The following is a 12,259-nucleotide window of genomic DNA, read 5'->3' as shown; positions in this document are numbered from 1 at the left end:
ATGACGACCGCAGTGCTCCCGCGCGCGCTGTCCGTGCCCTCCTGGGTGCGGACGGCCCGCGGGGCCCTCCTCAAGATCGCCACAGCCGTCCTCGTCCTGGTCGCCGCCGCCTCGATCACGTTCTTCGCCCAGCTGCTGGTGCCGGGCGACCGGGCGACCGCCATCCTCAACCAGCAGACCGGCCGCGCCCAGCAGTACACGGCGGCCGAGCTGGCCCCGGTCAACGCGCAGTTCGGCTTCGACCGGCCGCTGATCGCCCAGTACCTCGACTACGTCACCGGGCTGTTCCGCGGCGACCTCGGCACCTCGTACACCCAGCACCGGCCGGTCACCGAGATCATCGCCGACCAGATCGGGCCGAGCCTGGTCCTGACCGCCGCCGCCCTGGTCACCGCCTGGGCTCTGGCGGTCGGGATCACCCTGCTGACGGTCAAGCGCCGGCGGGCGGTCTCGGCGGTCGGCTCCGCCTGGGAGGCGCTCACCGCGAGTCTCCCGCCGTACTGGATCGGGGTCGTGCTGCTCGTGGTCTTCGCGGTCCAGCTGCGGATCTTCCCGGTGATCGGGGAGACGAGCGCGCGCGGCACGGTGCTCCCGGTGCTCACCCTGGCCATCCCGCTGGCCGGCTTCCTCGGCCAGGTCACCCGGGACGAGTTCGAGAAGGTGCTGGACCAGCCGTTCATCACCACCGCCCGGACCCGCGGGATGAGCGATGCGGCCGTACGCCTGCGGCACGCGTTGCGGCATTCGGTGGTCCCCGCCATCACCCTCTCCGGCTGGGCCCTGGGCGCGCTGCTGTCCGGCGCGGTGATCGCCGAGAACGTCTTCGGCCGGCCGGGCATCGGGCAGGTCCTGGTGACCGCCGTCAACACCCGGGACGTGCCGACGGTCTCCGGCATCGTGCTGGTCGTGGCCGGCGTGTACGTCATCGCCAACCTGATCGTGGATCTCGCCTACACGATCGTCGACCCGCGGCTGCGTACGTCATGACCGCCCTCGCCCTCCCGTACCGCGCCGCCCTGCGACTGCGCCCGGCCACCGTGTTGTCGGTGCTGGTCCTCGCCGTGCTCGTGGTCGCGTTGATCGCCCCGGGCCTGCTCACCACCCGCGACCCGAACGCGATCGACCTGCAGAGCACTCTGCTGTCGCCGTCCTGGAGCCACTGGTTCGGCACCGACGACGCCGGCCGCGACATGTACACCCGGGTCGCCTACGGCACCCGCGAGTCGTTCGGCATCGGCCTCGGCGCCACCGCGCTGGCCATGCTCATCGCCGTGGTCCTCGGCTTCATCGCCGGGCTCGGCCGCGGCTTCGTCGACACCATCCTGTCGCGGATCCTCGACGTCGCCTTCGCGTTCCCGGTCCTGCTGCTGGCGCTGCTGCTGATCGCCATCCGCGGTCCGTCGCTGGGCACGGTGATCGTCGCGGTCGGCATCGGCTCGGCGCCCGGCTACGCCCGCATGGTCCGCGGCCAGGTGCTGCACGTGCGGCAGGCCGGGTACATCCAGGCCTCGCACGCGCTCGGGCACACCCGGTGGGCCGTGGTCCGGCAGCACCTGTTCCCGAACGCCATGCGCCCGCTGGTCGCGATGATGACCCTCGGCGTCGGCCAGTCCATCGTCTGGGCCTCCGGGCTGGCCTTCCTCGGCCTCGGCGTGGCGCCGCCCAGCCCGGAGTGGGGTGCGCTGCTGGACGCGGGCCGCTCGGCCATCACCACCTCGCCGTGGCTGGAGATCCTGCCCGGCCTGGTGATCGTGGTGGCCACCCTCGCACTGACCTCGCTGGGACGCACGCTCCAGCACCGCCTGGAAGGGGCCGCCCGATGACCGTTCCCACCGCCGCCGCCGATCCGGTGGTGACCGAGCCGCAGGCCGCGCTGCTGTCGGTCGGCAACCTGCGGGTCTCCTTCGCCGGACGGGAGGTCGTCAAGGGCATCTCGTTCGACGCGTACCCCGGTCGCTGCCTGGCCATCGTCGGGGAGTCGGGCTCGGGCAAGAGCGTCACCGCCCGCACGCTGGTCGGCCTCACCGGCGCCGGCTCGCACGTCACCGCGGACCGGATCGAGCTGGACGGCCTCGACCTGGCCACCCGCTCCGAGCGGTCCTGGCGCGCGATCCGCGGCCGCGACATCGGCTTCGTCCTGCAGGACGCGCTCGTGTCGCTGGACCAGCTGCGCCGGGTCGGCGACGAGGTGGCCGAGCCGCTGCGCGTCCACCGCCGGGGCACCCGCCGGTCCCGGCAGGCGCGGGCCGTCGAGCTGCTCGAGGCGGTGGGCGTCCCGGAGCCGTCGGTCAAGGCCCGGCAGCGCCCGTACCAGCTCTCCGGTGGTCTCCGCCAGCGCGCGCTGATCGCCTCGTCGATCGCGCTCGACCCCAAGGTGCTGATCGCCGACGAGCCGACCACCGCGCTGGACGTCACGGTGCAGGCCCAGGTGCTCGACCTGCTCGCCGAGTCCAAGCGGCGGGGCACGGCGATCATCATGATCAGCCACGATCTGTCGGTGGTCGCCCGGCTCGCCGACGAGGTGGCGGTCATGCGCGAGGGCGAGATCGTCGAGCACGGGCCGGTCGACGAGGTGCTGTACCGCCCGGTGCACGAGTACACCAAGGCGCTTCTCGACGCGATCCCGTCCGAGCACACGCGTGGCACCCGGTTGGTACGCGGCAGCTCGGCGCCGCAGCGCACCCGCCGGCCGATCGACACCGGCCGGCCGCTGCTGTCGGCCCGGCACCTCAGCAAGGTGTACCGGGGGCCGGACCGGGTGGACCGCACCGTCGTCGACGACGTGTCGTTCGAGCTGTTCGCGGGGGAGACGCTGGGCATCGTCGGCGAGTCCGGCTCGGGCAAGACGACCACGGCCGGCATCGCGCTGGCGCTGGTCCCGCCGACCACCGGGGAGGTGGAGCTGGACGGCTCGCCCTGGACGTCGGCCACGCCCGGCCGGCGGCGCCCGCTCCGCCAGCGCATCGGCGTCGTCTACCAGGACCCGCTGAGCTCCTTCGACCCGCGCTGGACGGTCGGCCGGATCCTGGTCGACGCGCTCGCCCGGGGCAAGCGGCCGCCGTCGTCGCGGGCCGAGTCCCGCGGCCGCGCGGTCCGGCTGCTGGAGCAGGTGGGGCTGACCGCGCAGCACCTGGAGGCGGCGCCGCTGCGGCTCTCCGGCGGGCAGCGGCAGCGGGTCGCCATCGCCCGGGCGCTCGCACCGGAGCCCGAGATCCTGGTCTGCGACGAACCGGTCTCCGCGCTCGACGTGTCGATCCAGGCGCAGGTCCTCGACCTGCTCACCGACCTGCAGGACGAGCTCGGCGTCAGCTATCTGTTCATCTCGCACGACCTGGGAGTCATCCACCACATGAGTGACCGCATCCTGGTCATGAAGGACGGCAAGGTCGTCGAGTCCGGCGACGCGGACGCCGTCTTCCGCAACCCTCGGCACCCCTACACCCAGCGGCTGCTCACCGCCCTGCCGCGGCTGGCCCGGTCATGAGCGGATACGACTTCACCCCGGTCTTCGACAAGATCGCCGAGGGGGCGCTGACCCGGGAGGCCGAGCGGGTGCTTCCGTACGCCGAGGTCGAGCAGCTGCGCGAGGCCGGGTTCACGCGGCTGCGGGTGCCCGTCGAGCACGGCGGTTTCGGCGCCACCCTGCCCGAGCTCGTCGAGCAGCTGATCGCGCTGGGCCGGGCCGACTCGAACCTGCCCCAGCTGCTGCGCGGCCACATCGGCTTCGTGGAGAGCCGGCTCGCCCGCCGCGACGAACGCTGGCTGCGGCGCATCGCCGACGGTGCCGTCTTCGGCAACGCGCAGAGCGAGCTGGGCAACCGGTCGTTCTTCCACGGCGCGACCACGCTCGCCGACGGGCGGCTGAACGGCGCGAAGTTCTACTCGACCGGCAGTCTCTTCGCCGACTTCATCCACACCACCGCCGCGGTCGACGACCAGCACAGCGCGGACGTGTACGTGCCGACGGCCGCCGACGGGGTGCGGCGGCTCGACGACTGGAACGGCTTCGGGCAGCGGCTCACCGGCAGCGGCACCACCGTCTTCGAGGACGTGCGGATCGCCGCCGAGGACGCCGAGGTCTTTGAGAACGGGAAGCCACCCCGCACGTACCTCCCGGCCGTCTTCCAGCTGGTGCACCTGGCGACGCTGGCCGGGATCGGGCGGGCCGCGCTCGACGAGGTGACCGCGTACGTCCGGCAGCGGCGGCGCAACCTGCACAACCCGTCGACCGTCCCCACCGCCGACCCGCTGGTGCAGGAGACGGTCGGCCGGGTCGCCGGGGCCGCGTTCGCCGCCGCCGCCACGACGCTGGCCGCCGCCGCGGCGGTCGAGAAGGTGGCGCGGCTCGGCGACGCCGCCTCGCCCGCGGACTTCGACGTCGCCGACGCCGCCGTCTACTCGGCCCAGGGCCCGGTCATCACGCTGGTGCTCGGCCTGGTCACCGAGCTGTTCGAGGTGGGCGGGTCGTCGGCGGTGACCACCCGGTACGCGCTGGACCGGCACTGGCGCAACGCCCGGACGCTGGCCTCGCACAACCCGCTCATCTACCGGTACCGCAGCGTCGGCGACCACGTGCTCAACGGCACCAGCCTGGCCTATTTCGGCAAGGGGGACTCATGATCGGCCCGGACAAGGCGCTGCGGCTGGCCGCCGAGCTGGCCGCCGACTTCGCCCGCACCGCGGCCCGGCGGGACGCCGAGCGCATCCTGCCCACCGAGGAGCTGGACCGGCTGAGCGAGGCCGGTCTGCTGGCGATCACCGTGCCCGCCTCGCACGGCGGCGCCGACCTGCCGGCCTCGGCCGTGGCCGAGGTGATCCGGCTGCTGTCGGTCGCCGACCCGAACATCGGCCAGATCCCGCAGAGCCACTTCGCCTACGTCCGCAACCTCCGGCAGCACGGCACGCCGGCGTTGCGGGACCGCCTGTTCGCCGGGCTGCTGGCGGGCAAGCGGCTCGGCAACGCGCAGTCCGAGGCCGGCACCCGGCACGTCCGCGACATCCGCACCACGCTGCTGCCGCGCGGCTCCGGCTGGACGCTGACCGGGCGCAAGTTCTACGCCACCGGGGCCCTGCTGGCCGACTGGATACCGGTGCTCGCCCATCTCGGCGCGGACGGGCCGCTGCACGTGGCCTGGGTCGAGCGGACCGCGCCCGGCGTCGAGGTGATCGACGACTGGGACGGGTTCGGCCAGCGCACCACGGCCAGCGGCAGCGTCGTGCTCGACGAGGTGGCGGTCCCGGCGGAGTACGTCACCGCGTACGACGCCACCTTCGGCGGCCCGCAGACGTACGGCTCGTTCGCGCAGCTCCTGCACGCCGCGATCGACGCGGGCATCGCCCGCGGCGCGGTGACCGAGGCCGCCGCCTTCGTCCGCCGCAAGAGCCGTCCCTACCCCGACGCCGCGGTCGAGCGCGCGGCCGACGACCCGCTGGTGGTGCACGCCTTCGGCGAGGTGGAGCTCGCGGTCCGGGCGGCCGAGGCCCTGCTGCGGGAGGCCGCCGCGGCGGTCGACCGCGCCGACGCCGCCCTGAGCGCGGAGTCGGCCGGCGAGGCCAGCCTGGCCGTCGCCGCGGCCCGCGCGGCGACCACGCACGCCGCCCTGACCGCCGCCGGCCGGCTCTTCGAGGTGGCCGGCACCCGATCGGCCGCCGCCGGCCTGGGCCTCGACCGGCACTGGCGCAACGCCCGCACACACACGCTGCACGACCCCGCCGCCTGGAAGGTCCAGCGCCTCGGCCGGTGGGCCGTCGACGGCGTCTATCCCCCCAACCACGGACAGCTGTGAGACGCCATGACTGAACTGAAGTTCCACTGGTTCCTGCCCACCAACGGCGGCGACGGCCGGCATGTCGTCGGCGGCGGCCACGGCGTCGGGGCCGAGGCCGCCAGCCGGCCCGCCACCGTTCCCTACCTGGGCCAGATCGCCCGCAGCGCCGAGCAGCTCGGCTTCGAGGCCGCGCTCACCCCCACCGGCGCGTGGTGCGAGGACGCCTGGGTCACCACCGCCATGATCAGCAGCCTCTCCGAACGGCTGAAGTTCCTGGTCGCGTTCCGGCCCGGCGTCATCTCCCCGTTCTTGGCCGCGCAGATGGCCGGCTCGTTCCAGAACCTGTCCGGCGGGCGCCTGCTGCTCAACGTGGTGACCGGCGGGGAGAGCCACGAGCAGCGGATGTACGGCGATCACCTGGACAAGGCCGCCCGGTACCGCCGCTGCGGCGAGTTCCTCGAGGTCGTCCGCGGCCTGTGGCGCGGCGAGCGGGTCGACTTCGCCGGCGAGCACTACCGGATCGACGCGGCCACCCTCGCGCAGATCCCCGACCCGCTACCGGAGATCTACTTCGGCGGGTCCTCGCCGGAGGCCCTCGAGGTCGCGGCCGAGCACGTCGACGTCTACCTCACCTGGGGCGAGCCGCCGGCGGCCGTCGCCGAGAAGATCGAGCGGGTGCGCGTGCTCGCCGACAAACAGGGACGGGAGCTGCGGTACGGGATCCGCCTGCACACGATCGCCCGGGACACCGCGGACGAGGCCTGGCACGAGGCGAACCGGCTGCTGGCCGGCATCTCGGAGGAGCAGATCCGCCGGGTCCAGGACGGCCTGCGGCGCAGCGAGTCCGAGGGCCAGAAGCGGATGCTCGCCCTCAACGGCGGCACCAAGGACGGTCTCGAGATCTACCCCAACCTGTGGGCCGGCGTCGGCCTGGTCCGCGGCGGCGCCGGCACCGCCCTGGTCGGCTCGCACCGGCAGATCGCCGACCTCATCGAGGAGTACGCGGCGGCCGGCATCTCCGAGTTCGTCCTCTCCGGCTACCCGCACCTGGAAGAGGCCTACCGCTTCGGCGAGGGCGTCCTGCCCGAGCTCACCCGGCGCGGCCGCTGGCACCACCCGGCGCCGCCCCGCCGCACGTCCGCCGCCGTCCCGTTCGGCGGCGCCGTCAGCCCCACCCCCGGGAGGTAGTCATGACCGCCGCGCCCGTGTTCCCCACCAACCAGGACCTCGACCCGGCCGGCCTGCGCAAGGCGTTCGGCATCTTCCCGACCGGCGTCGTGGCCGTCGCCGCCGAGGTCGACGGCGAGCTGACCGGCCTGGCCGCGAGCTCGTTCACCTCGGTCAGCCTGGACCCGCCGCTGGTCTCGTTCTCGATCGCCAACACCTCGAAGACGTGGCCGCAGCTGCGCCGGGCCCGGCACGTCGGCGTGACCATCCTGGCCGACCACCACGGCCCGGTGGCGCGCCGCCTGGCCGGCCCGGTGGACAGCCGTTTCGACGGCCTCTCGCTGACCCGCACCGACCTCGGCGCGGTGACGATCGCGGACGGGCTGGCGCAGTTCGTCACCAGCATCTACCGCGAGGTGGAGGCCGGCGACCACACCATCGTGCTGCTGCGGCTGCACACCGTCGAGCACGTCGACACGTCGTCGCCGCTGGTCTTCCACCGCAGCGCGTTCCGCAGCCTCCGGCACCCGCCGGCGTGACCGCCCGGCCGCTGACGAGTGGCTCGGCCGGGGAGTCTCAGCGGCGGAACGTGCCTGCCGACCGGGGCCCGCCGGCCCGGGGGAGTGTGAGCCGGCGGGCGTACGGGGTCAGTGCTTCTTGATCCACGCCTTCTGGTGGTTGTTGGTCTTGCTGCTGCACACGGCCTTGTTGCCGCCGAGCAGGGTGGCCGTGATCACGTCCACGTTGACCTGGCAGAACTGTGCCGCCTCCAGCACCGACACGTTCTGCAGCAGAACGATGGTGTTGCCGGACGCGATATCGGTCGCCGTGACGTCGACGTTGCCGATGTTGCCGCTCGCCTGGGCCGGGGCGGCGAAGGCCATGGTGGCAGCGGCGCCGGCAAGCGCCAAGGCGAACGCAGAACGAACTCGCATGGTGTTCCTTTCGGATCGGGTGGGTCGGTCCCACCGGTCCGGCAATTTGGCCAGGAATGTCCGATGCGGAGTAGTGGAATCGCCGCAGACGAACAAACGTCAGACCGGTCTTACACACGCTCAGGGGCCAAATGCACCCTGCACGCCACACCGTGAGGTCGTGGCGACCCCGGGACGGCGGGGCCGTCTTCAGCGCGTCTCGTTCTCGGCGTATCGGTCCAGGGCCGACGCCCACGGCCGGGAGCGGCGCCACCGGACGACATCACAGCGGGCCGGTCAGGTGGGGCCGGGCGGTTGCGGTGCGGCCGGTGAGGAGCAGCAGCAGGGCCGCGATCGGGCCGGTGATCTCGTCGCCGGCGCCCGCCGACCAGTCGGTGTCGGTGGCGATCAGCCGCCGGCCGCGCAGCCGGCGCCGCGCGCGGAACGGCCAGCCCATGTCCCATACCCGATCGGCCGCGGCGCGGGCGGCGGCGGTGGGGGCGGGCAGGTCGCGGCCGAGCGGGATGGCGATGTCCTGGCTGTGCACCAGTACGTCCGGGACGATGTTGCGGTAGTTGGTGACGGCCGGCAGGCGGCGGGACGAGGCATGGCGGCGCAACTCGGCGACTATCTCGCCGGGCGGCCGGGCCGCGTGCCGTACGGCCATGTCGTGGTTGAGCCGGTCGAAGCTTCCCCGGGCGCGGACCGCCGCGCCGAGCATCGCGACCGGGCCGGGGGCTGTGGCGCCAGGGCCACGTGGGCGGCCACGTCCCGCACCCGCCAGCCGGCGCACAACGACGGGTGTTCCCACTCCGTGCCGGTCAAGCCCGCGAGCAGCTCGGCCAGGGCCAGCCGCTGCTGCGTGATGACCGTCCAGCTGGCTTCGATGGAGACCCGCGTGTTCGCCGCCCTGGCCGCGGCCGGCGTCGACGACTTCACCCCGTCCCAGGCCCGGGTCTTCCAGCGCATCGCTCCCGGCGGCAGCCGGCTCACCGACCTGGCCGAACAGGCGGGGATCACCAAGCAGTCGGCCGGCTTCCTGGTCGATCAATTGATGAGGGCCGAGTACGTCGAGCGGGTGCCGGATCCGACCGACGCCCGCGCCCGGCTCGTCCGGATCGCACCCCGGGGGGCCCGCGCCATCCCCGTGGCCGCCGCGGTGGTCGCCGAGGTGGAGGCGGAATGGGCCGATCACCTCGGCTCGGACCGGACCGCCCTGCTCCGGGACATCCTCACCGACCTGCGGGGCCTCACCGACCCGTACGCGTGAAGCGCAACCCCACCGGCCGGTGACTACTGCTCGTGATCATGGTTGCTGTACCGTGCCCGGCATGCAATCTCGGGTGCAGGCGGCGGTGCCGGTTGTCTACGTGCGCGATATCGGCCTCAGCGAGCGTTTCTACGCTTTGTTCGGCTATGAGATCCAGCGTTCGGGACGCGACGGCGAGTCGCGCTGGTCGTACCTGCAGTGCGGCGAGCACACGCTGCTGCTGGCCTTCGTGCAACCGCCGTTGATCCAGGTGGAACTGCCGCTGCTGATCTACCTGTACGTCACCGACCTGGCTGCCGTGCGTGAGCAGTTCGACCAGGCCGAGCACGGGTACGACATGGTCGGCTACCCGGATCACGCACCCGGCGGCGAAATGCGCACTCGCGACCCGGACGGCAACGTCGTACTGGTCGGCCAGCGCACCGCGGTCGCCGCGCACGACCGGGTCGACACCACCGCCCCGGAGGCACGCTTCTCGCTGATCAAACAAGCGGCCGAGGCCATCGCCCGCCGGAGCGGGGCACCGTCCGCTTGTCAGGTCGCGTCCTCGGACGGCAGCCCGTGTGACCGGCCCGCCGAGATCAAGTTGGCCGATTCCTGGGGCGTGACGGTGTGGAGCTGCCTGCCGCACGCCGACGAGGCGTTGATCGATGCGCCGGGCGCGTTCATCGCCACCGAGGACGCGCAAGGGCTCGGACCCTGGCTCCATCGACGCGCGGGCAAGTAGCAGCCTTACCGGGAGCTCACCGGCTACTCCCAGACGGTGCTCCAGCAGCAGTCGTGACCGAGCTGGCGCAGCACATGGGTGTAGCCGTCGACCCCCTGCACCTGTACGTGGATGGTGCGGGTGGAGCCGTCCAGCCAGGCCTCGAGCGGCGTCCACGGCTCGATGCGGCCGCTCAGTGGCTGCCAGTTGCTCCAGCTGCCGCCCGGCGTGAGCTGGTAGGCGTGCCAGAGCTTCTCGTCGTAGCCGCGGGCGAACACCTCCAGGCGGCCGTCGTTGTTGCTGGTGGCGCCCAGCCCGCTGCTGGGCAGGAACGGCTTGTTGGCGCTACCCACGAGCCGGTACTCCCCGCTGGAGGGAATCCCACCCCGGATGGGCGCCCATTTGTGGTACACGTAGCCGCTGTCGTTGCCGTTGCCCCAGAACCACTCCTCGCGGCCGTCGGAGTTGTAGGCGGCGACGAGCTGGTTGAAGAAGCCGGCCTGGGCCGGGGTGGTCGGCACCACCGCGAAGGCGGCCGCGGCGATCGCCAGGATGGGCACGATTCTGCGGATCAGCTTGGTCATTTCGTTCCCCCGTCCCGTGGACGTCCGTCCACGCGCGACAGTCTCGGCGCGGACGTCGGCGATGGACAAGGTTCACTCGACAGGTTGCGGATGACAGCAACGACCCGGTGCGTTCATCGGGCCGGCGGCCGGAACCTTTAGGGGCTGCGTGAGCGGAGGCGGGCCGTCTATGCTGCGCTCCGCTTCTTGATCACCCTAGTTGAGGACCCCCATGCAGCTCACCCACGGCCGGCGCGTCCTCGCCGGCCTCGGCGCCGCGGTCGCCGCGTGCGCGTTCATGACGCCCGCGTACGCCGCCGCCACCCCCAAGATCACCATGGTCTCGCCGGACGTGACCGTCGCCGCCGGCGGCAACGTCCCGCTCAGCCAGTACCTTTACGCCGACGTCGAGGACGAGACCGAGCTCTTCGACGTCATTACGACGTATGAGCTGAGCGGCGACCTCGGCGGCGTGACCCTCAGCAACATTCCCGACTCCAGCGGCTGCACCCCGGACGGCCCGGCCAAGCTGACCTGCTCCGAAGTGATCATGTTCGTCGGCCCGGACGGCCAGATCACGGCCCCGGACGCGCAGATCAACGCCACCGCGGCGGCGCTCGGCAAGACCGGCAAACTGACGATCACGCTGACCGCCGACGGCATCGAGCCGGTCGTCGCCACCGCGCCGGTGACCGTGGCCGAGGCGGTCGACCTGGCCGCCGGACCGGCCAGGACGATCAGCGCCAAGCCGGGTGCATCGTTCAAGGCCGCGGTGCAGGTGCACAACACCACCGACACGGTCGTGCACGGCGCCGCGCTGACCTTCGGCACCGACTACGCGTTCGGCAACCCGAAGCAGTTCGCCAACTGCTTCTACGCCGACGGGTTCCTCAACACCTGCGTGTTCGACCAGGACCTGCAGCCCGGCGTCACGTACCAGGCGGTGATCGGCTACACGCTCGGCAAGGACGCCATGGCGCCCGGCAACGCGTACGGGGAGTTCGGTTGGATGGCCAAGGGTGACTACGACGACCTGCTCAAGTTCGTCCACGACGCCGGCGACGACGGACCCGGCAAGCCCGGCACCGGCCCGAAGCTGAAGCTCGAGCCGCTGCCGGCCGCCCGCGCCCTGAACAAGCAGACCGACATCGACACCAGCAACAACTGGCAGGCGCTCGACGTCCGGGTGACCGGCAAGTCGGGTGCCGACATCCAGGCGGTCCCGGTGTCGGCGACCGGCAAGGCCGGCGACATCGTCACCGCCAAGGTGGCCGTCCGCAACAACGGCCCGGCGACGGTCGACGCCAGCCGCGGCGGCAGCGCGGCCACGATGGTCGTCGTCACCCCGCCGGACGGCACCGAGGTCGCCGAGCTGCCCGAGGCGTGCATGTCCGCCCGCGAGATCCTCAGCACCCCCAAGGGCAAGGGCAAGGACCAGTACGCCTGCTTCACCGACACGGTGTTCCCGGCGTCGACGACCGCCGAGTGGACCTTCAAGCTGCGGATCACCAAGGTCATCGACAACGCCACCGGCTGGATCGAGGCCAACCCCGAGTGCGCCTGCGACCACTTCTCCTCCGACGCCGACAAGGCGAACGACGTGGCGAAGATCGTCATCAACCCGCTCGCCGGCAGCGACAGCGACAGCGACGGCGCCGGCGCCGGCGCCGGCGCGGGCAACGGCACCGGCGGCCAGGGCGGCGGCGGGGGCCTGCCGATCACCGGCCCGCAGACCGCCCTGGTCGGCGGCGCCGGAGCGATCCTGATCGCCATCGGCTCCGCCGGCTTCCTGACGGCGCGCCGCCGGCGTACCCGCTTCGAGGCCTGATCCCGCGTTTCGCAGCACCTCCGGCCGGATCTCGACGGGTCCG

At 72.6% G+C, this 12,259-nt stretch carries 14 protein-coding genes; 10 read left to right on the top strand and 4 right to left on the bottom strand.

The window, feature by feature from the left end; all coding sequences use genetic code 11:
• Genes ACQP2F_RS32135 through ACQP2F_RS32105 form a run of 7 tightly spaced genes read left to right on the top strand, consistent with a single transcriptional unit; the run spans position 1 to position 7,474 of the window.
• A complete protein-coding gene (locus ACQP2F_RS32135; RefSeq protein WP_433294058.1) occupies positions 1 to 987 on the top strand; it encodes an ABC transporter permease in 987 nt (328 codons plus the stop codon).
• Positions 984 to 1,823 (top strand): ABC transporter permease, encoded by an 840-nt coding sequence (locus tag ACQP2F_RS32130; protein WP_433294056.1) that lies wholly within the window; start codon positions 984 to 986, stop codon positions 1,821 to 1,823. Before ACQP2F_RS32135 ends, ACQP2F_RS32130 begins: the two co-directional genes overlap by 4 nt.
• Positions 1,820 to 3,484: a dipeptide ABC transporter ATP-binding protein gene (locus ACQP2F_RS32125; protein ID WP_433294054.1), complete on the top strand. Its 1,665-nt coding sequence runs from the start codon at positions 1,820 to 1,822 to the stop codon at positions 3,482 to 3,484. The genes ACQP2F_RS32130 and ACQP2F_RS32125 overlap by 4 nt, the downstream gene beginning before the upstream one ends.
• Positions 3,481 to 4,620, top strand: a complete 1,140-nt coding sequence (locus ACQP2F_RS32120) for a hypothetical protein (RefSeq protein ID WP_433294052.1) — start codon at positions 3,481 to 3,483, stop codon at positions 4,618 to 4,620. The genes ACQP2F_RS32125 and ACQP2F_RS32120 overlap by 4 nt, the downstream gene beginning before the upstream one ends.
• Complete coding sequence (locus tag ACQP2F_RS32115) at positions 4,617 to 5,786, top strand: SfnB family sulfur acquisition oxidoreductase (protein ID WP_433294050.1); 1,170 nt, start codon at positions 4,617 to 4,619, stop codon at positions 5,784 to 5,786. Before ACQP2F_RS32120 ends, ACQP2F_RS32115 begins: the two co-directional genes overlap by 4 nt.
• A 6-nt stretch (positions 5,787 to 5,792) precedes the next feature.
• A complete protein-coding gene (locus tag ACQP2F_RS32110; protein WP_433294048.1) occupies positions 5,793 to 6,956 on the top strand; it encodes an LLM class flavin-dependent oxidoreductase in 1,164 nt (387 codons plus the stop codon).
• 2 nt (positions 6,957 to 6,958) lie between these two features.
• Positions 6,959 to 7,474, top strand: a complete 516-nt coding sequence (locus ACQP2F_RS32105) for a flavin reductase family protein (protein WP_433294046.1) — start codon at positions 6,959 to 6,961, stop codon at positions 7,472 to 7,474.
• 108 nt (positions 7,475 to 7,582) lie between these two features.
• Here ACQP2F_RS32105 and ACQP2F_RS32100 read toward each other — a convergent pair whose 3' ends face one another.
• The 3 genes from ACQP2F_RS32100 to ACQP2F_RS32090 form a co-directional block, all read right to left on the bottom strand.
• Positions 7,583 to 7,870 carry a hypothetical protein gene (locus tag ACQP2F_RS32100; RefSeq protein WP_433294044.1) on the bottom strand — a complete coding sequence of 96 codons (288 nt, stop codon included), beginning with the start codon at positions 7,868 to 7,870 and terminating at the stop codon, positions 7,583 to 7,585.
• Between the two features lie 262 nt (positions 7,871 to 8,132).
• Positions 8,133 to 8,570 (bottom strand): maleylpyruvate isomerase family mycothiol-dependent enzyme, encoded by a 438-nt coding sequence (locus tag ACQP2F_RS32095; protein WP_433307952.1) that lies wholly within the window; start codon positions 8,568 to 8,570, stop codon positions 8,133 to 8,135.
• Positions 8,477 to 8,818: a maleylpyruvate isomerase N-terminal domain-containing protein gene (locus ACQP2F_RS32090; RefSeq protein ID WP_433294041.1), complete on the bottom strand. Its 342-nt coding sequence runs from the start codon at positions 8,816 to 8,818 to the stop codon at positions 8,477 to 8,479. The genes ACQP2F_RS32095 and ACQP2F_RS32090 overlap by 94 nt, the downstream gene beginning before the upstream one ends.
• Between ACQP2F_RS32090 and ACQP2F_RS32085 the strand changes: the two genes are divergently transcribed.
• Together ACQP2F_RS32085 and ACQP2F_RS32080 are read left to right on the top strand one after the other, a co-directional pair.
• A complete protein-coding gene (locus ACQP2F_RS32085) occupies positions 8,736 to 9,119 on the top strand; it encodes a MarR family winged helix-turn-helix transcriptional regulator (protein WP_433294039.1) in 384 nt (127 codons plus the stop codon). The genes ACQP2F_RS32090 and ACQP2F_RS32085 overlap by 83 nt on opposite strands.
• A 61-nt stretch (positions 9,120 to 9,180) precedes the next feature.
• Positions 9,181 to 9,846, top strand: a complete 666-nt coding sequence (locus tag ACQP2F_RS32080; protein ID WP_433294036.1) for a VOC family protein — start codon at positions 9,181 to 9,183, stop codon at positions 9,844 to 9,846.
• Positions 9,847 to 9,869: 23 nt separating this feature from the next.
• On the opposite strand, the gene ACQP2F_RS32075 is transcribed toward ACQP2F_RS32080, so the two are convergent.
• Positions 9,870 to 10,409, bottom strand: coding sequence for a hypothetical protein (locus ACQP2F_RS32075; protein WP_433294034.1), 540 nt, complete (start codon positions 10,407 to 10,409; stop codon positions 9,870 to 9,872).
• Positions 10,410 to 10,620: 211 nt separating this feature from the next.
• Here ACQP2F_RS32075 and ACQP2F_RS32070 point away from each other — a divergent pair, with 211 nt between their 5' ends.
• Entirely contained in the window at positions 10,621 to 12,216 is a 1,596-nt protein-coding gene (locus tag ACQP2F_RS32070) for a hypothetical protein (protein WP_433294032.1), read from the top strand.
• Positions 12,217 to 12,259: the final 43 nt, after the last annotated feature.

This window comes from Actinoplanes sp. CA-030573 (assembly GCF_050951115.1).
In the GTDB taxonomy this organism is placed as follows: Bacteria; Actinomycetota; Actinomycetes; order Mycobacteriales; family Micromonosporaceae; genus Actinoplanes.
Note: the sequence above shows the minus strand (reverse complement) of the source record. Positions and strands in the feature narration are given on the sequence as shown.